A 24877-nucleotide genomic window follows, 5' to 3' on the forward strand; every position below is an offset into this window, starting at 1 on the left:
GAGGACGCGGCGGTGGCGGCGAGCCCGGCGAGCGTCTGGCGGCGGGTGGGCATCATGGCTTGTGGTCCGGGGCCGGGGCTGCGACCGTGCTGGCCGGGGCGCCGATCCAGTGCCGCGCCACCGGCACCGCTTGCTCGCCCAGCAGGATGCCGAACAATCCGACCAGTGCGATCACCGGCGGCGCGGGCGATTTGACGCCGAGGAGGCTGTAGACGATGCCGACCAGCAGACCGGCACCCAGCGAGAGAAGATAGGGTTTCATCGGACAGCCTCCTCAGGCAGGTTCGGAGGGATCAGCTGCGCACGAAGGCGAGCAGATCGGGGTTGATGACGTCGGCGTTGACGGTCAGCATCCCGTGGCTGAATCCCGGATAGATTTTCAGCGTCGGGTTCGGCAGCAGCTTGGCCTGCAGTTCGGCCCCCTGATGATAGGGCACGACCTGATCGTCATCGCCCGCTAGGACCAGCGTCGGGACGGTCATCGCCTTCAGATCGTCGGTCTGGTCGGTTTCCGAAAAGGCCTTGATGCCCGCATAATGCGCCTGGGCGCTGCCCATCATGCCCTGGCGCCACCAATTGGCGATCACGCCCGGCTGCACGGTCGCGCCTTCGCGGTTGAAGCCGTAGAACGGCCCGGCGGCGACATCCTGAAAGAATTGCGCGCGGTTGGCCGCGGTGCCCTCGCGGAACCCGTCGAACACGCTGATCGGAAGGCCGTTCGGATAGGCCTCGGTCTTGGCCATGATCGGCGGCACCGCACTCACCAATACCGCCTTGGCGACGCGGCCCTGCGGGATGCCATATTGTGCGACATAGCGGGCGACTTCGCCGCCGCCGGTCGAATGGCCGATATGCACCGCATTGGTCAGGTCGAGGTGGCGGGCGACCGCGTCGGCATCGCTGGCATAATGGTCCATGTCATGGCCGGTGCCGATTTGGCTGGAGCGGCCATGCCCCCGCCGGTCGTGCGCGACGACGCGGTAGCCTTCGTTGAGGAAGAACAGCATCTGGGTGTCCCAGTCGTCCGACGACAACGGCCAGCCATGGTGGAACACGATCGGCTGCGCGTCTTTGAGGCCCCAATCTTTGTAGAAGATTTCGGCGCCGTCCTGCGTGGTCACATAGGTCATGGGTCGTTCCTTTCGCGTCTTGTGTGGGGGGATGGGATCAGGCGTGGCCGCCTTCGGAGGCGCCGAACATCGCCTTGGCGTAGGTGACGCCCAGGCCGTAGGCACCGCCCCATTTCTTCGCGATGCCGGTGGTCGACTCGTAGGTCTCGGTGCGCGCCCAGTCGCGTTGCAGTTCGAGCAGATATTGCAGCGCGGTCATCGGCTTGGCGCCGAGCTGGATCATCCGCTGTACCGCGCGCTCATGCGCCTCGACCGAAATGTCGCCGCAGGCATCGGCGATGAAATAGACGTCGAAACCCTGGTCGATCGCGGAGGCGACGGGGCCGACGATGCACACGCTGGTCCACAGCCCGGCGAACACGATCCGGTCCTTGCCGATCCGGTTCACCTCATCGATCACGGCGGCGTCTTCCCAGGTGTTCATGCTGGTGCGGTCGAGCATCGGCTGGCCGTCGAACGCCTCGACGATCTCGTCGAACATCGGGCCGGAAAAGCTCTTTTCGGCGACCGTGGTCAGGATCGTCGGCACGCCGAACGACTTGGCGGCGCGGCTAACCAGCGCGGCATTGTTGCGCAGCAGTTCGGGCGCGATCGACTTGGTGGCGAAGGCCATTTGCGATTGGAAATCGATCAGGACCAAGCTGTGGTCCGTCGGCGAGAGCAGCGAGGAACCAGGGGTCGGGGTGGCTTTCGGCATCGTGTCTTCCTTCCTGTGTTTTTGAGCAACTTGGCTGATGTTGAGGGGAGATTATGCAGGACCGGCTTGGCGGAATATCCCGATAGTTTCGGCCTGTGCGTTCAAGAAAGTCGAATAGACGGTGAAGCGCTTCACTGGCGTGCGGCAGGCGCCATCACGGCGCGCAGCACGATGGCGAGGCCGATCAGATAGAGGAACAACAGCATCGCCAGCGTCCCGTCCGGCCCCATGGCAAGGCAGGCGAGCCCCACCAGCAGCAGCCCGCCGCCGCCGATCAGGATACGGGGGAACAGCGCGTCCCGGTCGGTGGGCGGCGACAGATCGTGTGGCATCAGCATGGGGAAAGCTCCTCGGAGGCGGGGGTGTGAAGATGATCGCGCAAGGCGGCTGCGATGACGCGCATCGCGTCGGTGGCACCGGCCGCGTCGCGTAAGGGTGGTAACCAGGTGAAATCATGGATCATGCCGATGACCCGCGCGGCGGACAGGTCGACGCCCTGCGCCATCAGCCGGCGGCCCAGCGCCTCGGTCGGTTCGGCAAAGGGGTCCGCCTCGGCGGTGAGCAGCAGCGTTCGGGGAAAGGCGAAGGGCTCGACCGTCAGCGCGGCCGGATCGATGATCGCGGCGGCTTTGGCCGCCAGATGCGTCGCCCGTTCGGCGTCCAGCCATTCCGTGCCCGCGACATCAGAGGGGTGCCCGAGCACCGGGGTCGCCAGGATGAGCAGCCGGATCGACCAGCCGGCGGGGCGCGCCACGACCAGCGCTAGCGCAAGGGCCGCGCCCAGGCCGTCGCCGCCAATCGCGATCGGACCCCGATCGGCCAGCGGCATCGCCGCGACCAGGGCGGCGGCACCCGACAGATCGGCATCGGCGATGCGATAGCGCAGGATCGCCACCCCGGCATCTTCGGCCAGCACGCGAAGCGCGGGCAGCCGGTCCCCGTCACGATCGGAGGCGACCTCCAGATACAGGAGCAGCGGCAGCGGCCGGTCGTCGCCCGCCGGACGAAGCGTCACGAGCGACGCCGCGCCTGGATCCTGCTGGCCGGCGCCTTCCTGCCAGCGATCCAGGAACGACTGGACGACGGGATCGAGCACGGGATGCTCGGCGACTGTCGAAAGCCGCACGGCGCGGGGCGGGACGACAGGGTTCGTGTCGTGAGGCACGGTTCAAGTCCTTCAAATCGCGTGTCGATCACTGACCGACTGACAAGAAGGACTATGGCCGCCGCACCCGATCCCCGCGAGTGAAGCGTCGTGAAGAGTCGTTAAGCGACTTCGCGTCGCCAGGGCACCTCACCCCCGCCGCCCGCCGCGACGGCATACATCTCGGCCTGCATCCCGCTGACCCGATCGGGCGCGCGGGTGGCGGGATCGAGCGCCTGCCCATAGCCCGCGACGAAGCTGTGCCAGTGGTTGAGGCCATGGCGGGTCGTGCGCCGCGACAGTGCTGCGATCCATTCGGCCGCCAGCTCACGCTGCTCCGCGGCGATCGCCACGGGAATGCAGCCGACTGCTAGCCCGTAACAGACCGACAGCGCATGATCGATCCGCTCGGCATCCTCGGCGCAATCGCGGGCAATGGCCATCGCGGACATCAGATCGCCCTCGGCCCAATGGAGTCGCATCAACAGGCTGAGCACCGCGATTTTGCCGTCGACTTGCGCATGGTTCGCATGGTTGGCGCGCTCGGGGGCGGCGTCGCCCGCCATCACCACCTCCAGCATGCGCCGCGATCCGGCGTGATCGCCTGAGAAATGCAGCGACAGGGCCAGCATGTGTGCCGCCGTCTGCCGATCCGCCAACGCGCCGTCCCCGCCGACCCGCACATCGAAGCGTCGGGCGAAGACGAGGCTTTCGTCGTAGCGTCCGGCCAGGATGCTCTGCGCCCACACGCCCCAGAGCGCGCGTAGGGCCAGCGGGGCGGAGCCGATCCCCTCGGCCAGCGTCAGCGCGCGGGCAAAGGCATCGGCCATCGCGGGCACCGGTCCCTCGGTATGCCAGAGGCCATGGCCATAAGCGGTCAGCAGTTCGACCTGCCGCGCAGGCTCCACCTGCCCCTCGGCCATGTTCGCGATGACTGCCTTGGCATAGCGCAGGAATTCAGCGGGCAGCGACAGGTGGAACCACAGGGGCGCGGCGGCGATGACCAGTTCCGCCGCCAGGCCTGCGTCCTTGCCTGCGCTCGCCCAGGCGATGGCGCTGCGCACGTCGTCGATCCGCACGCTATATTCGGCCAGCCATTCGCGCGGGGCCTTGCCCTCCCAGGCGGCGGCGCTGTCGGCCAGCCCGCGCAGCAGCACGTGCGCATGATCGCGGTGCGCCTGTTCGGCCATGCCGGTCGCACGCAGCCGCTCCTGTCCATAATGCCGCGTGGTATCCAGCAGACGGTAGCGCATCGACCCGGGCGATGGCGTCGCCACGACCAGCGACTTGGCGACGAGTTCAGCGAGCAGATCATCCGCCTCGAACCGGCTGATACCCGCCCCCGCTGCCATGGCCGCCGCATCCTCCGCATCGAAATGGCTGCGGAAGAGCGCGAGCCGGTCGAGCAGTTTCTGCAGCGGCGGGGCGAGTAGGTCGTAGCTCCAGTCGAGCGCGCCGCGCAGCGTCCGGTGGCGCGGCAAGGCCGTGCGCCGCCCGCGCGTCAGCAAGGCGAAACGATCGTCCAGCGCATCGGCGATCGCCTGCGGCGTCATCGTATCGATCCGCGCGGCGGCCAGTTCGATCGCCAGCGGAATACCGTCCAGCTTGCGACAAATGTCGACGACCACCGGCACGCTCTGCGTGTCGAGGCGGAAATCACTATTGGCGGCGCGGGCGCGTTCGTCGAACAAGGCGGGCGCGGAGAGCTGGGCAACCTGCTCCAGGCTGGTCGTCGCATGCTCGTCCGGTAGTTCGAGCGCGGCGAGGCGGTGCACCCATTCGCCCTGCGCACGCAGCGGCTCATGGCTGGTGACGAGCAGCATCGCCTGCGGGGCACCATGCAGGACCGCCTCGGCGAGCGAGGCCGCGGCGTCTATGACATGCTCGCAATTGTCGAGCAGGATAAGGGAGGGGCGCTCTGCCAGCCTTGCCGCGATACGCTGGGGCAGATCAGTGCCCGATGCGGGCAGTTCGAGCATGGTCGCCAGTGTCACCACCACCATCGTTGCATCCGTCACCGGCGCCAGATCGACAAACCACGCCTCGATCCCCATCGCCCGTACCAGCCGGTGACCGATCGCAATCGCGGCGGTCGTCTTGCCGATTCCGCCAGGGCCGACGATCGAGATGAAGCGCCGCTCGGTCAGCTCGTCGGCGATCGTTGCGATCACGTCCTCACGCCCGAAAATCCGCCCTATCGAGGCGGGCAGCCGGGATATGCGACGCTCGACCGATGCGGGGATGTCCCCACCCCCCAATCGTTCGACCGGGAGGGCCAGACGATAGCCTCGCCCGGCATCCGCCACGATCGTCGCTTGGCCGTCCGGCATCGCCAGCGCCTTGCGCGCGGCGGACAGGTGAACGCGGATCGCGCTGTCGTCGATCGCTTGGTTCGGCCACACCCGGTCGATCAGCGCATCGCGCGCCACCAGCCGTCCCTCCGCCTCGACCAGCACCGCCAACAGGTTGAGCGCCCGGCCGCCCAGCTTCAGCGGCACGCCGTCACGGGTCAGCGCCAGTTGCGGAACGTCCATCTGAAAGGGACCGAAACGATAGCGGGCGCCGGTCATGATGGAACCTTTTGGCGGTGACGGATCATGCTTCTGTAACCGCTGGAAATATCATTGAGAATATTCTGATTTCGGCACGCCGAGGAAGCTGCGCAGTCGCGGCACCAGAAAGTCGAGGACCGCGCGCGTCCGCTTCGGCACCCGCCGCCCGCCCAGATACAGCGCCGCGACCTGCTCCTCGTCGCCGACGCCGTGATCGGCCAGCACCTCGACCAGCCGACCGGCCTTCAGGTCGTCGCGGACATGATATTCCCCCAGCCGGGCAAGACCCGCGCCCGCCACCGCCAGTCGCCGCACCGTCTCGCCATTGTTGGCGAGCAGGTTGCCCGTCACCATCCGATCGATGATGCGACCGCCGGTCCGCATCGGCCAGACCGGCTGCGCGCGTTGAAAGTTGAAGCCCAGGCAATTGTGCCGATGCAGGTCGTCCACGCCGCCCGGCATACCGGCACGCGCTAGGTAGCCGGGTGATGCGACGATCAGCCGCCGTGCGCGCCCTATGACACGCGCCGTCAGCGAGGAGTCGCGCAGGCCCCCGACCCGGAACGCGATATCGGTCCGCTCCAGATACAGGTCGGTCATCGCGTCCGAGAGGGAAAGGTCGATGACGATCGCGGGATGCGCATCCCAGAAGGAGGGCAGCAACGGTTCGATGGCGAGCGTGCCGAACGCCACCGAGGCATTGATCCGCACCGTCCCCCGCTCGCTCGCGCTCCCGGTCGCCAAATCGCGTTCGAGCGTATCGAGATCGCGCAGCATCTGCGTCGCCCGCTCATGATAGAGGCGCCCCTCGGCCGTCAGCGACAGGCGCCGCGTCGAGCGTTCGACCAACTGCACGCCGAGCCGTTCCTCCAGCCGCGCGACCAGCTTCGATATGGTTGATGGCGTCATCGTCAGGCGCCGGGCCGCCTCCGAAAAGCTGCCGGTTTCGGTGACGGCCACGAAGACCTGCATCTCGCCAGCGCGGTTATCCATGCGACCTCACCTGTGACTTGAGTTCACAACTCAAATGGTCCCTGGCCTGGTTATCAACCACTTGGCTCATCGCCAAATTCCTGAGCGACGGGCGTTGCGACGTTCCTTGCAAACGGAAAGGCTGTAAGATGGATCTGGGGCTCACAGGAAAGACGGCGCTCGTCACCGGCGCGACGGCAGGGATCGGCCTTGCGATCGCGCGTCGCCTGGCGGCGGAAGGGGCCGACGTCGTCATTAGCGGGCGCCAAACGGCGAAGCTGGAGGCGGCAGCGGCGGACATCGGCGCGCGCGGGATCCTGGCGGACCCGGCCACGGCGGAAGGCGCGGAGACGTTGGTCGCGGCGGTTCCGCAGGTCGACATTCTGGTCAACAATCTCGGCATCTATGAGGCCAAGCCGTTCGGTGACATCACCGATGCGGACTGGCGTCGCTTCTTCGAGATCAACGTGCTGTCCGGTGTGCGGCTGGCTCGTGCCTATTTCCCTGGCATGATCGCGCGCAATCAGGGGCGGATCATCTTCATCGCCAGTGAATCCGGCGTGATGGTGCCGCCCGACATGATCCATTACGGCATGACCAAGACCGCCCAGCTTGCCGTCTCCCGTGGCCTTGCCGGACTGACGAAGGGCACCGCCGTGACGGTCAACACGGTCATGCCCGGCACGACCCGCTCGGAGGGGATCGTCGACTTCCTCAAGAGCGTCGCCGATGATCCGCACGCCCCGATCGAAGAGATCGAAAGCGCCTTCTTCGCTCGCGACCGCGCGACCTCGCTGATCCAGCGCATGATCGAGCCCGAGGAGATCGCCACCATGGTCGCCTATCTCGCCAGCCCTTTGTCGGCGGCGACCAATGGCGCGGCCCTTCGTGTCGACGGAGGCATCACGCCGACGATCGTCTGAGCCGATGCAACGGGCTGGCCGCTGCGCGCGCCAGTCCGTTGCGGCAGAGGGCCATGATCGATAGCACCAAGGGCAACAGGGAGCTTGGGCCATGGAATCGATCGGGCGTGATCTCAATGAGATGCAGCGGATGCCGCTCGCTCCCGCGCATGTCGGGGCGATCCGTGCCGCGGGTGTGCAGAAATGCTATGCGACGGGCGAATGGCTGGCGGAGATCGGAACGCCGGTCGACCGGTTCGTCTATGTCGAGGCAGGCGAGGTCGAAGTAGTGAACCCCTTCACGGGTGAGCGGCTGCGGCCCTCGACGCTGGGACCGACCCAGTTCATGGCTGAAATCCCTCTCCTGTCGGGCGGGAATTGGTCGATGGCGATGCGCGCGGCCGTCGACACGCGGGTCGTGGAGGTGCCGCGCGACCGCATCCTGCACCTGATGTCGGCAATCCCCGAGATGTCCGACATCATCATCACGGTCCTGGCGGCACGCCGCAGACGACAGTTGGAGGCCGGCGATGCCATGCTTGTTCTGGTCGGCGAGGAAAAGGATCGCGCCATCCGCCAGATCGCCGAGTTCGCCGCACGCAACCGCATTCCCCATCGCTCCCATCCGCTGGGCAGCGCCCAGGCCGCGGAGGTGGCGACGAGCTGCGGCACGCCGCAGGATAGGCCGATGGTGGTGTTCGGCCGCGATCTGGTTGTCACCGATCCGACGCCGGAAACCATCGCGCGCCTCTTGGGCATCGAGCAGGACCTGCCCGACGATGCCGAATTCGACGTTCTGATCATTGGCGCGGGGCCAGCCGGTGTCTCCGCTGGCGTCTATGCGGGAGCGGAAGGGTTACGGGCGCTGGTCGTGGACGAAACCGCGATCGGGGGACAGGCTGGCACCTCAAGCCGAATCGAGAACTATATGGGTTTCCCGACCGGCATCTCGGGCGGCGACCTGGTCTGGCGCGGTGAGATCCAAGCGATGAAGTTCGGCACCCGCTTCGTCATGCCCCGGCGGGTGGCATCGCTCGAACAGCTCGACGACGGCGGCTTCTGCGCGCACTTTTCAAACGGACAGCGCATTCGTGCCGCGTCCGTGGTGGTAGCGACCGGGGTGCAATATCGCCGACTGCCGCTTGATCGGCTGGTGGAACTGGAGGGGGCGGGCATCTATTATGCGGCGACCGAGAGCGAGGCGCGCTTCTGCCGCGATGCCGATGTCGTCGTCATCGGGGGCGGGAATTCGGCTGGGCAGGCCGCGATGTATCTTAGTCGAGTTGCCCGCCACGTACGGCTGTTGGTGCGTGGCGACACACTGGCGACGTCGATGTCGCATTATCTGTCCAGTCGGCTGGAGGCCGATCCTGCCATCACCATCGAATATGGCGCGAAGGTCACCGAACTTCACGGCGACACGACGCTGGAGGCCGTTACGATCCGCAACGCCGCCGGTCTTCGCACCCTGCCGACCTGTGCGATGTTCGTCATGGTCGGCGCGGTGCCGAACACCCATTGGCTCGCCGACCTCGTCGCCCTGGACGACAAGGGGTTCATCCTGACAGGTGCCTCCGCTGGCGCCACATCGGCTTATGCCACGTCGCGTCCCGGCATCTTCGCGGTCGGCGACGTACGATCGGGCTCGGTCAAGCGCGTGGCCTCGTCCGTCGGCGAAGGCTCCGTCGTCATCTCGAAGGTGTGGGAGCACGTCCGAACCTAACGTGTCGTCGCCCGGATACCTGCGGGAAGCATATAGGGCGGGCAATAACGATATTCGGTCGTCGGACCGCGGGTCTTGATGTCGAAGGTGAGCGCATCGCGGATGCTGACCGTCTGGCGCTCGACGAAACGCGGTGCCGGACCTGCGCCAGCGTCGATGCAGGACTGGCTGACCTCATAGCGGTTGCCACGGCGAGACAGGATGCGTGCGCGGCATTCGCGAGTGTGAGGCGTACTGATGCCACGCCCGTCATATTGCCGGATCGCGGCATTGGGTGCCGATGCGCAGGCGGTTCCCTTCTGGACATAGATGCCGGGCTTCAACCGATAGACACCGCCCGGCTTTGGCGACGTATCGACGCTGGCCGTCGCCGCCGTGGTTCCCGTAAGCATGCCGATGGCGAGAATGATGGTCGATAGGCGCATGATGACGCTCCCTGCTAATGGCGATCCATCCTTAGGAAAGCGAAGCTGAACGAAAGGCGCAGGGCGGCCCCGATCCGTGTGCGGTTTTCCAACAACGCCTCTGCGCTTGTAAACTTTCTTGTGCCAGCAATGCGGGCGTATCTCCGCGTGGTTCCAGCGGAAAATGCGCTATGCCCCAATGCCGAATGGCATCATCACCGAGCCTTAGCGATACCAACGCCGTGGCGATCCCGGGCCCCTTTCGCCTGATCGCCAGCCGACGGCGCGCCCGCAAAGAAGAGGTGCGCCCGAGCCCTTCTGCGGCGATTCCCGTTAATCGCCGGGCACACCGACGTGCTGCTGGACTTGATTTACCCGCTTGATCGCGACGAGTTGGATCAGCACGGCGGCGGCGGAGAGGATCGCGCCCAGAAGGACGACTGCGCTCCAACCGCCAGCCTGCCATGCGACCGTCACACCGGCCGAACCCGCCGCGCCGCCCAGGAACATGGCCCCCATGAAGATCGTGTTCAGCCGCGCGCGGGCGTCGGGCCGCAGCGCGTAGACGATATGCTGGTTGGAGACGAGTGCGCTCTGCACGCCGAAATCGAGCAGGATGACGCCGACGATCAGGCCTGCGATTGATCCGACGGCTCCGAACACGCCCCAAGCGACCAGGGTCAGCACCGCGCTGAACAGGATGACGCGCTGCGGTCCGCGACGATCGGCGATCCTGCCTGCGACAGGCGCAGCCAGCACCCCGACCGCTCCGACGATCCCAAACAGCCCTGCCGCGGCCGCGCCGAGCGAGAAGCTCGGTTCCTGAAGATGCAGCGCCAAAATTGTCCAGAACGCGCTGAAACCGGCAAACAGCAGCGCCTGGGTCAACGCCGCCTTGCGCAAGGCGGCAAATTCCGACCAGAGGCCGCCGAGCGATCGCAGCAGCGATCCATAGCTGTGCGTTGTGTCCGGAGCGCTGTGGGGCAGCATCCATTGCATCAACGCGCCCGCCCCAATCGCCATCGGCACGCCGAGCCAGAACATCTCGCGCCAACCACCATATGTTGCGACGAAACCCGCCAGCGTCCGGCTGAGCAGGATACCGCATAGCAATCCGGCCATCACCGTGCCCACCGTCGCGCCGCGACGCTCCGGCGTCGCCAGATGCGCGGCAAGCGGCACGATCTGCTGCGCGACGGTCGACAGCACGCCGACGAGCAGCGAGGCAAGGACTACCATCGCCGCACTTGGGGCGATCGCCGCGATCGCCAGAGCGACGGCCAAGCCGCCGAACTGGATGACGATGAGGCGCCTGCGCTCGATCAGGTCGCCCAGCGGGACCAATAGGAACAGCCCCGCCGCATAACCGAGCTGGGTTGCGGTCGGTACGAACCGGGTCAAGGAAGCGGGAAGATCCTTTTCCATGATCCCCAACATCGGCTGATTGTAATAGATGTTGGCGACCGCGACGCCCGCCGCGACCGCCATCACGAGGTTCAACCCCGGCCGAAGCTTCGTTTTTTCGTTGACGTTATTGATGGGTGCGGTGGGCGTCATATGATCCTCCTGCATGCGCATCTGCCCATCTGAACCTTATCGCGCGAAAGCATAAGTAGCTTCATCTGATCAGACGGTTTATCATCAGGCGATATGCTGGATCTCGCTGACATTGCTGTGCTGGTCGAAGCCGTCCAGCAGGGCAGTCTCTCTGCGGCAGGGCGCCGGCTCGGCTTGACCCCGGTCATCGCATCGCGGCGGCTGGCGGCGCTCGAAGCTGAGATCGGTGCCCGGCTCGTGCATCGGACAACCCGTTCCCTGTCGCTTACACCGGATGGCGAGGCATTCCTGCCTCATGCCAAGGCCATGCTCGCGCATGCCGAGGATGCGCGAGCGGCGGTTGCCAGTGGGGGCACGGGCACCGTTGGGTTGCTGCGGGTAGCGGCATCAGTTCCGTTCGGACGAAAGGTCCTGACGCCAATGCTGGTCGGCTTTCTCGCCCAGCACCCGCGGCTCAAGGTAGAGTTGCTACTCAGCGATGCCGTGGCCGATATCGTCGCGCAGGGTGTCGATGTCGCGATCCGCTTCGGGGACTTACGCGACAGCAATCTGATTGCCCGCCGCCTGGCTACCAATGCAAGGGGGCTTTACGCCGCCCCTGCCTATTTGGCGATGCACGGCACTCCGACCAAGGTTGCTGACCTACGCGATCACGAGTGTCTCGCCGTCGCTAGCGGACAGCAGTGGACATTCGAACGATTGGGCAAAACCGTTCGTCAGTCGATCAGCGGCCGCTTTGCTGCGGACAGCGTGGAGGCGCTGCATGAGGCGAGTATTCGCGGCCTCGGTATAGCCCAATTATCGGAATGGAATGTGCGCGAAGACGTCGCTGCAGGGCGGCTTCAGCATGTCACGCTGACTGATGGAGCTGTGCCTGATCACGGCATATGGGCCGTGCTGCCAACCAGACGTCTTACTCCGCAGAAGGTGCACCTCTTCCTCAAAGCAATGTCCGACCATCTTTCTTGATCTTAAATGCTCCGCCTATTCATTTGACGTGATTCTGGACTAATCGAGGTTCAGGAATCATTGATCATTGCCGGAAGAAGATGGTGGCAGCGAGGGCGACGGCGGAGAAGAAGGTGTTCGGGCAGCGGCCTTACGCCCGCTTTCGAAACTTGCCCTTGATGACGGCACCACCGATCCGGAGTTGATCGAGATAATCCGACCACCACTGCGCCATGCGCACCCGTTCCGCCCAGTGCGCGCCGCGATGATAGGCGGCGCGCACCTTGTCCTTCTCGCCATGGGCCAGCGCGCGCTCGATGGCGTCGGGATGCCACAGCCCTGACTCGTTGAGAAGTGTGCTGGCCATGGCGCGGAAGCCGTGGCTGGTCATTTCGTCGTTCTCGAACCCCAGGCGGCGCAGCGCGACGTTCAGCGTGTTGTCGGAGATGCAGCGCTTGGTGGTATGAAGCGCCGGGAAGAGGAATTCGCTGTCCCGTGCCAGCGACCGTAGATCCTGCAACAAAAACAGTACCTGCCGCGACAACGGTACGGCATGGGGCTGCTTCATCTTCATGCGCTCTGCCGGCACGCGCCAGACCTTTTCGGCGAAGTCGATCTCGCTCCACTTCGCCTGTCGCAACTCTCCCGGGCGCAGGAAGACATGCGGCGCGATCCTGAGTGCATGCAGGGTCTCGGGCCGCCCCGTGTACCCGTCGATTGCTCGCAGCAGGTCGCCGACCTTCTTCGGCTCGACGATCGCGGCATGATGCTTGACCCGAGGAACGGTGAGGGCGCCACGCAGGATGTCGGCTGGATTGCGCTCGGTCCGCAGGGTGGCAAAACCATAGCGAAAGACACGGCCGGCAAAGGAGCGTAGCCGAAGCGCCGTCTCATGATGTCCGCGACGCTCGACCCGCTTCAGCACGTCGAGAAGCTCATGCGGGGTGATCGCGGCTATTGGGCGCTTGGCGATGCCGTCGAGAAGTTCAAGGAACCAGCGCGCTTTCTTGATGGTGGCGGGGGAACGGCCCTCACGCTCCATTTTCTCGATATATTCCCCGGCGACGAGTGCGAACGTTGTCTGTGCCGCCAGTTCGGCCTTTAGCCGCCGCTGGCGCTTTTCCTCGACGGGATCGATCCCGTCATCGAGTTCGGCCTTGGCCTCGTCGCGCTTCCGCCGCGCCTGGACCAGGGAGACATCGGGGAAACTGCCCAGCGATAATTTGCGCTCGATGCCGCAGCATCGATAGCGAAAGCGCCAGAGCAGGGCGCCGGATGGCTGCACCAGTAGATACAGGCCATCCGAATCGGCCACCTTGTAGGGACGCTCTGCCGGTTTCAGCGCCCGAATCTGCACAACCGTAAGCATGGGGCCACGCCTCCTGCAACGTTCGTGACCCCATGATTCGTGGCCCCTTTTGAGTGGGCCACGGCGGAACATAATGAGATTTCACGGGACCGCCGAGAGGCAGTTTACCGCAGATTTCTGCGGTTTTCCAGGTTTGTTCCGGGGACGTGATGGTGCCGCTTACAGGACTCGAACCTGTGACCCCCGCATTACGAATGCGATGCTCTACCAGCTGAGCTAAAGCGGCCCTTCATCGAAACCGGCTGGTGCCCGGTCGAGGATGGCGCGCTTAACAGGTCCTTCTGGGGCTGGCAAGCGGCTTTGGCGTCTTTACACGCCGTTAAGGACGATGCCCGCATGACAGCGCCGGACAATGAGGAAGGCGATCATGACCACCGGGCCGGATCTGAACGAGGCGTCGTCCGTCGATCGGGACGGTGCGGGGGAGTCGCTGGGCGAGGACGTGCTGTTCGGGCTGGCGGGGGTGGAGCGGCGGCTGCATGCGCGCGCCTATCACCACTGGGTGTCGCTGCTGGGCGATGCACCCTATCCGTTGATCGACGCGCTCGACCCGCAGGGAATCGCCGACTTCGCCACCCATTCGGTGCTGCTCGACTTTCGCGGGGGGGAGGGTGACCCGACCATCGCCTATATCGGCGGCGCGCTGCGCGACGAATGTGGGGCGACGCCGATGCCGATGCGGGTCGGCGCGCTGCCGCCCGGATCGCTGCTGTCGCGGATGATCGGCCATTATCCGCAGCTTCTGGCGAGCAAGGCACCGGCCGGGTTCGAGGCCGAGTTCGTGAACGGACGCGGGCGCACCACCCTCTACCGCGCGATCCTGTTGCCCTATTCGTCGACCGGCGAGACGATCGACTTCATCCACGGTGTCGTCAACTGGAAGGAGGTCGCCGATCCGCTGCTCCAGGCGACGCTCGATTCGGCGCTGTTCGATGCGATCGGCGCGAATCGGCCCGATGTGGGGCCGGCGGACGGCGTGTGGGACGTGGCGGAGCCGCCCAAGGGCGACCGCATCCGGCGCGATCCCGAAGCGCTGACGCACGTCACCTTCGAAAGCGGCGCCAGTCCCGGCAGCCTGATCGTGATGGTCGGACGGGTCGAGCCGGATGGTACGGTCGCCATCTTGGGTTCGGTGGCGGATGATCCCCGCTTGACCGATAGAGTCTTGCGCGCCGCGCAATGAAAATTGCGCTGCGGCGCAACATCTTTTCTCGGGCTGCAAAGGGTTGAGCGGCGCGAAAGCCGGGCCTAGGACTTTCACCCATGGCACCGAATATGTCGCATCCGATGGCCGACGCGATTGCCGCGCGGCTGACCCAAGGCGCCCTTCCGGCGGAGTTGCAGGGGTTCGGCCCCGCGGAGGTGGCTGCCGCGGCAGCCTTCGTCGCTGGCGTCGCCGAGCGGCGCGCGGTCGGCGAGCCGTCGATCGCGCTGGAGCCGATGTCGGGCGACGACACGCATCGTCGCATGCGCCTGGCGATCGTCAATGACGACATGCCCTTCCTGGTCGATTCGATCGCGGCGATGGTCGGCGCGGATGGCATCGCGATCGACCGGGTGATCCATCCCGTCCTGCCCGTGACGCGCGATGCTGAAGGCCATTTGCAGGGCATCGGCGCGGGCGGGAAGTCCGAATCCTTCATCTATCTGGAAATGGAACGCGCCGATGCGCGCGACCGGCGCGGGCTGGTCGACGATCTGCGCGCGGTGCTGGCCGATGTGCGGGCGGCCGTGGCCGACTGGTCGGGGTTGCAGGATGCGCTGGCCGCCGATGCGACCACGCTGGGCGAGAAGAATGGCGAGGGCGCGGCGCTCCTGCTGTGGTTCCTGAACGGCAAGCTGACGCTGCTGGGCCATGAGAAATGGTATGAGGATGGCCGCGACGCCCCCGCGCTGGGCGTGGCGCGGACGCCGCACAAGGTGCCGCTGCTCGCCGATACCTCGCGCCAGCGTGCACTCGATTATTTCGCGCAAGGCGGCGCGGCGCCGCTGCTGCTCAAGTCCAATGCGATCTCGACCGTCCACCGCTCGGTGCCGCTCGATCTGGTGCTGGTGCCGGTGATGGAAGGGGGCCGCGCCGTCGGCCTGTCGATCCATGCGGGGCTGTGGACCAGCGCCGCGCTCGCCAGCCCGCCGCATGAGGTGCCGGTGCTGCGCACCCGCCTGGCGGCGCTGCAGGCCAAGTTCGGCTTCGACCCGCGCGGCCATACCGGCAAGGCGCTGACCCATGCGCTGACCGCGCTGCCGCATGATCTGGTCACGGCCTTCCCGGCCGAGGCGCTGGAGCAGCTGGCGCTGACCGCCATGTCGCTGGCCGATCGTCCGCGGCCCGAGCTGGTGCTGGTCCGATCGGTGTTGCAGCGGCATCTGTTCGCCTTCGTCTGGCTGCCGCGCGACGAGCTGACCACCGCGCGCCGCGTCGCGATCGGCGAGATGCTGGGCGAGGCGGCGAATGGCTCGCTGCTCAACTGGTCGATCGCGCTGGAGGACGGCGTCGTCGCGTTGATCCGCTATACCATCGATCTGCGCCAGGACGGCCGCCTGCCCGACACGGGCGCACTGGCCGAGCGGTTACGCAAGATGGTGCGCGGCTGGATGCCCGATGTCGAGGCGGCGCTGGCCGAACAGGTGCCGGCACCGCGTGCCGCGCGTCTCGCGCTGCGCTGGGCCAATGGCTTCCCGACCAATTACCGCAATGTCAGCGATGCGTCGGAGGCCGCTGCCGACATTCTGCGCCTGTCTGCGCTGGAGGACGAGAATAGCCGCTCGGTCCGTCTGTTCCCGGTTCAGCCGGGGCAGGATCGCCAGCTGAAGATCTACAAGCTGAACGGTGCGCTGCCCTTGTCGGACGCGGTGCCGGTGCTGGAGAATTTCGGTTTCCGCGTGATCGGCGAGCTGCCGACGCGGCTGCGCGACGATTCCGATCCCTTCGTCCACGATTTCATCGTCGAGACCGAGGCGACGACCGAGCCCAAGGGCGCGGCGGTGCTGGAGGGGGCGATCGCGGCCGTGCTGGAGGGCGCGGCGGAGAATGACGCGTTCAACCGGTTGATCGTCGATGTGGGCTTGAGCCCGCAGGCGGTGGTGCTGTTCCGCGCCTGGTTCCGCTATCTGCGCCAAGCCGGGTTGCCCTACGGCCTGACCACCGTGGTCGATGCGCTGCGCCGCGCGCCGAAGCTGGCGACCGCGCTGATCGAGCGCTTCACGGCGGCGCATGATCCCAAGGCGAAGGGCGATATCGCCGCTGCGGACGCCGCCATCGCGGCGGGGCTGGATGCGGTGTCGGCGATCGACGACGACCGTATCCTGCGCAGCTTCCGCGACATGATCGCCGCCACGCTGCGCACCAATGCCTTTGCCGAGGCGGGCAAGGAGGCGCTGGCGTTCAAGCTGGACAGCCACCAGATTCCGGGCCTGCCCGCCCCGCTGCCGTGGCGCGAGGTGTGGGTCTATTCCCCGCGTGTCGAAGGTATCCATCTGCGCGCCGGACCCGTCGCGCGTGGCGGCCTGCGCTGGTCGGATCGCCGCGACGACTTCCGCACCGAAATCCTGGGCCTGATGAAGGCGCAGCGGGTGAAGAACGCGGTCATCGTGCCGACCGGTGCGAAGGGCGGATTCTACCCCAAGCAGCTTCCATCGCCCGTTACCGACCGGGACGGCTGGGCCGCCGAGGGCAAGGAAAGCTACCGCGTGTTCATCCGCGCGCTGCTGTCGATCACCGACAATATCGTTGAGGGCGCGGTGGTGCACCCGGACGGCGTGCGCGTGCTGGACGGCGAGGACCCCTATTTCGTGGTCGCCGCCGACAAGGGTACTGCGACCTTCTCCGACGTCGCCAATGCGCTGGCGCTCGAGCGCGGCTTCTGGCTGGGCGATGCCTTCGCTTCCGGGGGCAGCCAGGGTTACGACCACAAGGCGATGGGCATCACCGCCAAGGGCGCCTGGGTGTCGGTGCAGCGTCACTTTGCCGAGCGGGGCGTCGACGTGCAGAGCCAGCCGATCCGCGTCGTCGGTTGCGGCGACATGTCGGGCGACGTGTTCGGCAACGGGATGCTCTTGTCCAAGGCGATCAAGCTGGTCGCGGCGTTCGACCATCGCCACATCTTCCTCGACCCCAATCCCGATCCTGCGACCAGCTGGGACGAGCGCGCGCGGATGTTCGCGCTCCCCCGGTCGAGCTGGGCGGATTACGACACCAGCCTGATCTCGGCCGGCGGCGGCGTCTTCCCGCGTTCGGCCAAGACCATCCCGCTGTCGGACGAAATCCGCGAGGCTTTGGGCATCACCGCCACGTCGCTGGAGCCGACCGCGCTGATCTCGGCGATCCTGAAGGCCCCGGCCGACCTGCTCTGGTTCGGCGGCATCGGGACGTACATCAAGGCGGCGGCGGAGAATAACGTCCAGGTCGGCGATCCGGCGAATGACCGCCTGCGCGTCGATGCCGAGGATCTGCGCGTCACCGCCATCGGCGAGGGCGCCAATCTGGGCGTCACGCAAGCCGCGCGCATCGCCTTTGCCGAGCGCGGCGGGCGGATCAACACCGACTTCATCGACAATTCGGCGGGCGTCGACTGTTCGGACAACGAGGTCAACATCAAGATCGCGCTCAACCGCGAGATGATCGAGGGCCGTCTGGCGGAGGACGATCGCAACACGCTGCTCGCCTCGATGACCGACGACGTGGCGCATATCGTGCTGGAGGATAACCGGCTCCAGACGTTGGGGCTCTCCATCGCCGAGGCGGACGGCGCGGGCGCGATGCCGAGCTATGTCCGCGTCATCGAGATTTTCGAGAGTGCCGGGCGGCTCGACCGCGCGGTCGAGGGGCTGGGCAGCAACGATGTGCTGCTGCGGCGCGGGCAGGACGGCATCGCGTTGACCCGGCCCGAACTCGCCGTGCTGCTGGCGACGGCCAAGCTGACCTTGCAGGACGCGATCGAGACCAGCCCGCTGGCGCTCGACGACGAACTGCTCCCCGATCTGCGTGCGGCCTTCCCGCCTGCGATGCAGGAAGCATTCGGCGAGGCGATCGACCAGCATCGCCTGCGCGGCGAGATCGTCGCGACCAAGCTGGCCAACCGGATCGTCAACCGGATGGGCATCCTCCACCCGTTCGAGCTGGCGGAAGAGGAAGGCGCGGCGATGGCCGACATCGCGGCGATGTTCGTCGTGGTCGAGCGGCTGTTCGACCTACCCGCGCTGTGGACCGCAATCGAGACGGCGGCGATGCCTGAGGCCGCGCGGATCGCCTTGTTCGACGAGGTGGCGCGTGCCACCCGGTCGCAGATCGCCGACCTGTTGCGTTCCATGCCCGCGGGCACCTCGCCCGGTGCGGCGCTGGAGCGGTTGCAGCCCGGCATCGCGCGGCTGGCGGCGGAAACGCCCGCGCTGCTGCGCGACGAGGCGAAGGCGCAGAGCGCGCGGGTCGTGGCGGCACTGGAGGAAGCGGGGGCTCCCGCCGATCTCGCAGCGCAGGTGGTCCGGGTGTCCGAACTCGACGGCGCGGTGGGGTTGGCCGATCTCGGCCAGCGCCTGTCGCTCGATGAGACGCGGCTGACCCATGCCTTTACCCGTCTGGGTCAGGCGCTCGGTCTCGACTGGGCACAGGGTCAGGCGGCGCGGATCAGCCCCAGCGATCCGTGGGAGCGGTTGCTGATCGCCGGCCTCGCGCGCGATTTCCAGCAGCAGCGGCTCGACTTCCTGGGCCGTGCGGGCACGACCGACCCCGAAGCGGCGGTCGAGGCCTGGCTGGAGCGCAATGCAGCACGCGTGGGCCAGTTCAAGGCGGTGATCGACCGCGCGCGCCTGGCGGCCCAGCCCAATGCCGCGATGCTGGCCCAGATCGCTGGGCAAGCGCGGGTGCTGCTCGGGCGCTGATCTGTTCCCCAGCGAAGGCCGGGGTCCAGTTCCTTTGCCGTCTGAGGCGCGCAAGACGCCGCGTGGGAGGCCCTCCTGCGCGGCGTTTTCGTTCACGCGAAGCCGCGATGACGCGAAGATTGATTTCGCGCGGAGACGCGGAGGCGCGGAGAAGAAGGTGGGTTCGCGCAGAGGCGCGGAGAACGCAGAGAGGTTTAGAGCAGGATGACATTGACGTGAATCGGCGCAAGCCCCTCCCCTTCAGGGGAGGGGTTGGGGTGGGGCATCACCACAGGCAGCACGCTGGCGGAAGCGCCCCACCCCCGGCCCCTCCCCTGAAGGGGAGGGGGAGTTAACCTCATGTCGTCTTGCTATAAAGCGGCGCGCAGCGCCCTCTATTCATCCGCGCCCGAGACGAGAGGGCCGCTGGCGCGGCGGGCGAGACACCTCCGCGTCTCCGCGCCTCCGCGCGAACCAACCTTCTTCTCCGCGTCCTCGCAGCTTCGCGCGAAAATCAGATCGCCGCGCACTTCTCCAGCAGCCAGTCGCGATCCGCGCCCTCCAGCTCCGGCGCCAGAATCTCCGCCACCCGCGCATGGTACGCGTCGAGCCATTCCCGCTCCCCCGCCGTCAGCAACTCAGGAACGATCAGCGTCCGCTCGATCGGGCACAGGGTCAGCGTTTCGAAGCCTAGCATGTCGCGATCCGCGCCCGCAATCTGACGCGGTTCGACCAGCACGAGATTTTCGATGCGGATGCCGTACTCGCCCGCCTTGTAATAACCCGGCTCGTTGGACAGCATCATGCCCGCCCGCAGCGGCTCCATCGCGGCGCCGCCGGGATAGTTGGGTGCGGCGATACGCTGCGGTCCCTCATGCACCGACAGATAGGCGCCGACGCCGTGGCCGGTGCCGTGGGCGTAATCGAGCCCAACCTCCCAGAGCGGTCGCCGCGCCAGCGAATCCAGATGCCCGCCCAACGTCCCGTCCGGGAAGACGGCGGTGGCCAGCCCGATATGCCCCTTCAACACGCGGGTGAAGCGGTCGCGCATTTCGTCCGTGGGCGTGCCGATCGGCATGACGCGGGTGATGTCGGTGGTGCCGTCCTGATACTGGCCCCCTGAGTCGATCAGGAACAGCTGCCCCAATTCGATCGCCGCGTTCGACTCCTCGGTGACATGATAATGCGGGCTGGCACCATGCGCGCCGGTCGCCGAGATGGTCGAGAAGCTAGTGTCCTTAAGCAGCTCCGTCGCCTCACGGCACGCCAGCAACTGCGCGGCGGCGGACAATTCGGTCTGCCCGCCCTTGGGGCATTCCTCCTCCACCCAGCGCAGGAAGCGCACCATCGCCGCGCCATCGCGGATCGAGGCGGCGCGGTGCCCGGCGATCTCGGCGGGGTTCTTGATCGCCTTGGTCAGCACCACCGGATCACGAAGCGCCAGCACTTTGGCCCCGCCCGCCTCCAGTCCTTGCGCAATGGCCGCGACCGCGCGCTCAGGGTCCGCTACGACGCGCTTGTCCGCAAAGCCCGTCAGATAACCCTCGAACGCCGCCCGGTCGTGCAGCCGCACCGCATTGCCTAGATGCGCGCGCACCTCGGGCGTGATCTTTTCCGGCGCGATGAACAGGTCGGTCTCGCCGTCCGCATGGACGATCGCATAAGACAGCGCGACCGGCGTATGCGCGACGTCGGTGCCGCGCACGTTCAGCGCCCAGGCGATCGAGTCCAGCGCCGACAGAACCACCGCATCGGCACGCTGCTCGGCCAGCCACTCGCCGATCCGCGCGCGCTTGGCCGCCGAGCCTTCGCCCGTCACCGCATCGTCCTGCACGGTCAGTACGGCAGGCGAGGGGGCCGGGCGATCGGTCCAGACCGCATCGATCGGATTGGCCGTGACCGCGACCAGTTCCGCCTCGCGGTCCGCCAGCGCGGCGGTCATATCGGCGACCTGCTGGCGGGTGTGCAGCCACGGGTCATAGCCGATCCGCTGCCCCGCCGCCGTCTCGCGGCCCAGCCAGCCCGCCACGCTGTCCTGCGGCACCGGGATATAGGCATAGTCCTCGCCCGACACCTGCTCGCGCACCTGCAGTGTGTAGCGCCCATCGGTGAAGATCGCCGCCTTGGTCGTGAGCACCACCGCCGACCCCGCCGAGCCGCCGAACCCGGTCAGCCAGCCCAGCCGCTGTGCATAATCGCCGACATATTCGCTCATATGCTCGTCGGTCAGCGGCACGACGAAACCGTCGAGGCCTTGTGCGGCCAGTTCGGCACGAAGGGCGGAGAGGCGGGTGGAATGGGGCATGGCGGGACCTGACAGGGATGGGAAACGCCGCCGGTCTAGCTTCGTGGGATGACAGCGTCGAGCCTGGCAGGCGCTTGCGCGATGTGTCCGGCCATATGCGACCCCCACAGCCGTTCAGCTTGAGCGAAGTCGAAGCGCATGTTCCGCGTTGCGCCACGCCGGGCGTCCCGTGGCCTTCGACTTCGCTCAGCCTGAACGGAGGTTGGGAGAAACCATCCTCCACCCCTTCCGGCGGGGCGTAACCCTAGCTACATCCGGGCGATGACCGACAGCCCTGCGCTTACGCCCCCCATTGCCGAAACCCGCGCCCACAGCTTCACCGCGCACGGGATCACGATCACCGATCCCTATGCCTGGCTGAAGGACCCCGCCTATCCCGAGGTCGAGGACAAGGACGTGCTCGCCTATGTCGAGGCGGAGAATGCCTATTTCGAGGGCGTGATGGCCCCGCGCCAGCCGCTGATCGACCGGCTGTACGAAGAGATGAAGGGGCGGATCAAGGAGGACGAATCCTCGGTCCCGCAAAAGGATGGCGACTGGCTCTACTGGACCGCGTTCGAGACGGGTGGCCAGTATCGCAAATGGTGGAGGAAGCCCGTTACGGGCGGTCCGGACGAACTGCTGCTCGACGAACCGGCGCTGGCCGAGGGCAAGGAGTATTTCCGCCTGGGTGCCTTCTCGATCAGCAACAATGGCCGCTATCTGGCCTATGCGATCGACGACAATGGCTCGGAGCGGTTCGAGGTGCGGATCAAGGACCTAACCACCGGCGAGCATCTGCCCGAGGTGATTCCGGGCATGCTGTCGGAAATCGTCTGGGTCGCCGACGACAGCGGCTTTCTCTACGGCGTGGCGAACGCGCAGTGGCGCACCGACAATGCCCGCTTCCACAAGCTGGGCACCGACGTCGCGGAAGATGTCGAGCTGTTCCACGAGGATGACGAAGGTTACCGCGTCGCCGTCGCCGAGACGTCGGCGCGCAACTGGATCGTGATCGCGACCGGCGACCATGTCACCAGTGAGGTGCGGCTGCTGCCCGCCGACAATGTCTTCGCCGAACCGATCCTGGTCGCGCCCCGCAAGGAGGGCCGCGAATATGACGTGGACGAGCATGACGGCACGCTGTTCATCCACACCAACGATGTGGACCCGCAATTCCGCCTGTGCACCGCCTCGATCGAGAACCCCGGCGACTGGCACGAACTGATCGGCCCGAACCCGCATTTCTACATGACCGGGGTCGAGTGCTATAAGGACTTCTTCGTGGTGGAGGGGCGCGAGGACGGTTTGGACCGCATCGCCATCCACCGCTACGACACGCCGACCGTACCCCAGCGGATCGAATTCCCCGAGGCGAGCTATACGGCGGGACTGGGCGACAATCCCGAATATGACGTGTCGACCTTACGCCTCGGTTACGAGTCGATGGTCACGCCGGGTACCGTCTATGACTATGACGTCGCGACCGGTGGGCTGACCCAGCTGAAGGTGCAGGAAATCCCGTCGGGCTATGACGCGGACAAGTACCGGACCGAGCGGCTGAAGATCGCGGCACGCGACGGGACGATGGTGCCGGTATCGATCGTCTACCCCAAGGACTTCCCGCGCGACGGGTCGGGCAAGCTGTTCCTCTATGCTTACGGCGCCTACGGCTATGCCATTCCGCCGGGCTTCTCGACCGGGCGCATGAGCCTGCTCGATCGCGGTTTCGCCTATGCCATCGCGCATATTCGTGGCGGCGACGATCTAGGCCAGCAATGGTATCTCGACGGCAAGCTCGAGAAGCGCACTAACACCTTCCACGACTTCGTCGATGTGGCGAAGGGGCTGATCGACGGCGGCTGGACGGCCAAGGGCCAGATCGCCATCGCGGGCCGCTCGGCGGGCGGCGAGCTGATGGGCGCCGTGGTCAATTCCGACCCCGAACTCTGGGGCGCGGTGATCGCCGATGTGCCGTTCGTCGACGTGCTCAACACGATGATGGACGCCGAACTGCCGCTGACGCCCGGTGAGTGGCCCGAATGGGGCAACCCGATCGAGGACAAGGCGGCGTTCGAGCTGATCCGCAGCTACAGCCCCTATGACAATGTCCGGGCCCAGGCCTATCCGCCGATGTTCATCTCGGGCGGGCTGAACGATCCGCGCGTCACCTATTGGGAACCCGCCAAATGGGCGGCCCGGCTGCGTGCCACCAAGACCGACGACAATCTGCTGTTGCTCAAGACCAATATGGGCGCGGGCCATGGCGGCAAGTCGGGCCGGTTCGAGAGCTTGCGCGAAGGCGCGGAGGAGCATGCCTTCGTCCTGTGGCAGATGGGAGTCGAGTCCTGAGTATCGAGGCGATCGTCGCGCGCTTCGGCGCGGTGGCGATCGCGCTGGGCGCGGGGCTGGAGGGGGAGACGGCAGTCGTTACCGGCGGCATCCTGGCGCATCAGGGCCTGGTCGCCTGGCCCGCCGCGCTGGTGGCGGCGGCGATCGGGTCGTTCCTGGCCGACCAGATCTTCTTCACTATCGGCCGGCGTGCGCGTGACGGCCGATGGGTGGGCAAGCTGCGCCGCCGGCGTGTCTATGCCCGCGTCATGACGATGATGGAGAAGCACCCGGTCGGCTTCATCTTCGCCTTCCGCTTCCTCTATGGCCTGCGCACGATCAGCCCGGTCGCGATCGGCACCAGCGACGTGCCGACCCGGTTGTTCGTCGTGGTCAATGCCGTGTCCGCCGCATGCTGGGCGTCGCTGTTCATCGGCATCGGCTATCTGTTCGGCGAGGCGTTTCAGGAGCTGGCGGCGCGCTGGCGGCCCAGCCTGCCGCATATCCTGATGGCCGCCGCGCTGGTCATGATCGCCGCCGCGATCGGCTGGGGCCTGCGCACGCTTTGGCAACGGCACAAGGAACCGGGTGACACGGCATGAACCGTTTCAGCATGACCATCACCGCCGGCCCCGAGCATATCGACGAGCTGGGCCATGTGAACAACGCCGTCTGGGTCCAGTGGATTCAGGCGATCGCCACCGCGCATTGGGAGGCCGTCGCGCCGCCCGAGCATGTCGCGGCGCATGTCTGGGTCGTGACGCGGCACGAGATCGACTATCGCGGCAATGTCGTGGCCGGCGAGACGGTAACCGCCGAAACCTGGGTGCCCAACCCGCCCAAGGGCGCGCGCTTCGACCGGCATGTCCGTTTCCTGGGGGAAGACGGACAGGTGAAGGTCGAGGCGGTGACGACCTGGGCGCTGATCGACCGCGCCACCGGCCGGCTGCTCCGCGTGACGCCCGAGATCGCCGCGCCCTTCATGGTTTGAGCGCAAGAAGCGGGACG

General features: G+C 66.6%; 19 protein-coding genes and 1 tRNA gene. 8 read left to right on the top strand and 12 right to left on the bottom strand.

Annotated features, from left to right (window positions below; genetic code table 11):
- Positions 1 to 52: 52 nt before the first annotated feature.
- The 7 genes from ACQHGV_RS00290 to ACQHGV_RS00320 form a co-directional block, all read right to left on the bottom strand.
- Positions 53 to 262, bottom strand: a complete 210-nt coding sequence (locus ACQHGV_RS00290) for a DUF1427 family protein (protein ID WP_058744353.1) — start codon at positions 260 to 262, stop codon at positions 53 to 55.
- A gap of 31 nt (positions 263 to 293) precedes the next feature.
- A complete protein-coding gene (locus ACQHGV_RS00295) occupies positions 294 to 1130 on the bottom strand; it encodes an alpha/beta fold hydrolase (protein WP_440978994.1) in 837 nt (278 codons plus the stop codon).
- A 37-nt stretch (positions 1131 to 1167) separates the two neighbouring features.
- Complete coding sequence (locus ACQHGV_RS00300; RefSeq protein ID WP_058744355.1) at positions 1168 to 1827, bottom strand: hydrolase; 660 nt, start codon at positions 1825 to 1827, stop codon at positions 1168 to 1170.
- A gap of 131 nt (positions 1828 to 1958) precedes the next feature.
- Positions 1959 to 2165, bottom strand: coding sequence for a hypothetical protein (locus ACQHGV_RS00305; RefSeq protein ID WP_058744356.1), 207 nt, complete (start codon positions 2163 to 2165; stop codon positions 1959 to 1961).
- Positions 2159 to 2992, bottom strand: coding sequence for an alpha/beta hydrolase (locus tag ACQHGV_RS00310; RefSeq protein WP_440978995.1), 834 nt, complete (start codon positions 2990 to 2992; stop codon positions 2159 to 2161). The genes ACQHGV_RS00305 and ACQHGV_RS00310 overlap by 7 nt, the downstream gene beginning before the upstream one ends.
- Positions 2993 to 3093: 101 nt before the next feature.
- Complete coding sequence (locus ACQHGV_RS00315; RefSeq protein WP_440978996.1) at positions 3094 to 5541, bottom strand: ATP-binding protein; 2448 nt, start codon at positions 5539 to 5541, stop codon at positions 3094 to 3096.
- A 51-nt stretch (positions 5542 to 5592) separates the two neighbouring features.
- Entirely contained in the window at positions 5593 to 6516 is a 924-nt protein-coding gene (locus ACQHGV_RS00320; RefSeq protein ID WP_440978997.1) for a LysR family transcriptional regulator, read from the bottom strand.
- Between the two features lie 128 nt (positions 6517 to 6644).
- On the opposite strand from ACQHGV_RS00320, the gene ACQHGV_RS00325 reads away from it, so the two are divergent.
- Together ACQHGV_RS00325 and ACQHGV_RS00330 are read left to right on the top strand one after the other, a co-directional pair.
- Entirely contained in the window at positions 6645 to 7418 is a 774-nt protein-coding gene (locus ACQHGV_RS00325) for an SDR family NAD(P)-dependent oxidoreductase (protein ID WP_440978998.1), read from the top strand.
- Between the two features lie 91 nt (positions 7419 to 7509).
- Positions 7510 to 9120: an FAD-dependent oxidoreductase gene (locus ACQHGV_RS00330; RefSeq protein ID WP_322538701.1), complete on the top strand. Its 1611-nt coding sequence runs from the start codon at positions 7510 to 7512 to the stop codon at positions 9118 to 9120.
- Here ACQHGV_RS00330 and ACQHGV_RS00335 read toward each other — a convergent pair.
- Together ACQHGV_RS00335 and ACQHGV_RS00340 are read right to left on the bottom strand one after the other, a co-directional pair.
- The gene (locus tag ACQHGV_RS00335) at positions 9117 to 9545 is read right to left on the bottom strand and encodes a hypothetical protein (protein WP_440978999.1); all 429 of its coding nucleotides are present in this window, start codon (positions 9543 to 9545) and stop codon (positions 9117 to 9119) included. The genes ACQHGV_RS00330 and ACQHGV_RS00335 overlap by 4 nt on opposite strands.
- A 312-nt stretch (positions 9546 to 9857) precedes the next feature.
- Positions 9858 to 11081, bottom strand: coding sequence for an MFS transporter (locus tag ACQHGV_RS00340; RefSeq protein WP_440979000.1), 1224 nt, complete (start codon positions 11079 to 11081; stop codon positions 9858 to 9860).
- Between the two features lie 93 nt (positions 11082 to 11174).
- Here ACQHGV_RS00340 and ACQHGV_RS00345 point away from each other — a divergent pair, with 93 nt between their 5' ends.
- On the top strand, positions 11175 to 12050 hold the full coding sequence (locus ACQHGV_RS00345; protein WP_058744363.1) for a LysR family transcriptional regulator: 876 nt from the start codon (positions 11175 to 11177) through the stop codon (positions 12048 to 12050).
- A gap of 130 nt (positions 12051 to 12180) precedes the next feature.
- Here ACQHGV_RS00345 and ACQHGV_RS00350 read toward each other — a convergent pair whose 3' ends face one another.
- Entirely contained in the window at positions 12181 to 13398 is a 1218-nt protein-coding gene (locus tag ACQHGV_RS00350; protein ID WP_058717138.1) for a tyrosine-type recombinase/integrase, read from the bottom strand.
- A gap of 150 nt (positions 13399 to 13548) precedes the next feature.
- A tRNA-Thr gene (locus ACQHGV_RS00355) sits at positions 13549 to 13624 on the bottom strand.
- 141 nt (positions 13625 to 13765) lie between these two features.
- On the opposite strand from ACQHGV_RS00355, the gene ACQHGV_RS00360 reads away from it, so the two are divergent.
- Together ACQHGV_RS00360 and ACQHGV_RS00365 are read left to right on the top strand one after the other, a co-directional pair.
- Entirely contained in the window at positions 13766 to 14581 is an 816-nt protein-coding gene (locus tag ACQHGV_RS00360; protein WP_440979001.1) for a hypothetical protein, read from the top strand.
- Positions 14582 to 14685: 104 nt separating this feature from the next.
- On the top strand, positions 14686 to 19275 hold the full coding sequence (locus tag ACQHGV_RS00365) for an NAD-glutamate dehydrogenase (protein ID WP_440979002.1): 4590 nt from the start codon (positions 14686 to 14688) through the stop codon (positions 19273 to 19275).
- Between the two features lie 493 nt (positions 19276 to 19768).
- On the opposite strand, the gene ACQHGV_RS00370 is transcribed toward ACQHGV_RS00365, so the two are convergent.
- On the bottom strand, positions 19769 to 21559 hold the full coding sequence (locus ACQHGV_RS00370) for an aminopeptidase P family protein (protein ID WP_440979003.1): 1791 nt from the start codon (positions 21557 to 21559) through the stop codon (positions 19769 to 19771).
- Positions 21560 to 21820: 261 nt separating this feature from the next.
- Here ACQHGV_RS00370 and ACQHGV_RS00375 point away from each other — a divergent pair, with 261 nt between their 5' ends.
- The 3 genes from ACQHGV_RS00375 to ACQHGV_RS00385 are packed head-to-tail and all read left to right on the top strand — an operon-like array spanning position 21821 to position 24860.
- Entirely contained in the window at positions 21821 to 23890 is a 2070-nt protein-coding gene (locus tag ACQHGV_RS00375; RefSeq protein WP_440979004.1) for a S9 family peptidase, read from the top strand.
- Positions 23866 to 24471 (top strand): DedA family protein, encoded by a 606-nt coding sequence (locus ACQHGV_RS00380; RefSeq protein WP_440979005.1) that lies wholly within the window; start codon positions 23866 to 23868, stop codon positions 24469 to 24471. Before ACQHGV_RS00375 ends, ACQHGV_RS00380 begins: the two co-directional genes overlap by 25 nt.
- On the top strand, positions 24468 to 24860 hold the full coding sequence (locus ACQHGV_RS00385) for an acyl-CoA thioesterase (protein ID WP_440979006.1): 393 nt from the start codon (positions 24468 to 24470) through the stop codon (positions 24858 to 24860). Before ACQHGV_RS00380 ends, ACQHGV_RS00385 begins: the two co-directional genes overlap by 4 nt.
- Positions 24861 to 24877 lie beyond the last annotated feature (17 nt).

The organism is Sphingomonas pseudosanguinis, from assembly GCF_052056765.1.
In the GTDB taxonomy this organism is placed as follows: Bacteria; Pseudomonadota; Alphaproteobacteria; order Sphingomonadales; family Sphingomonadaceae; genus Sphingomonas; species Sphingomonas pseudosanguinis.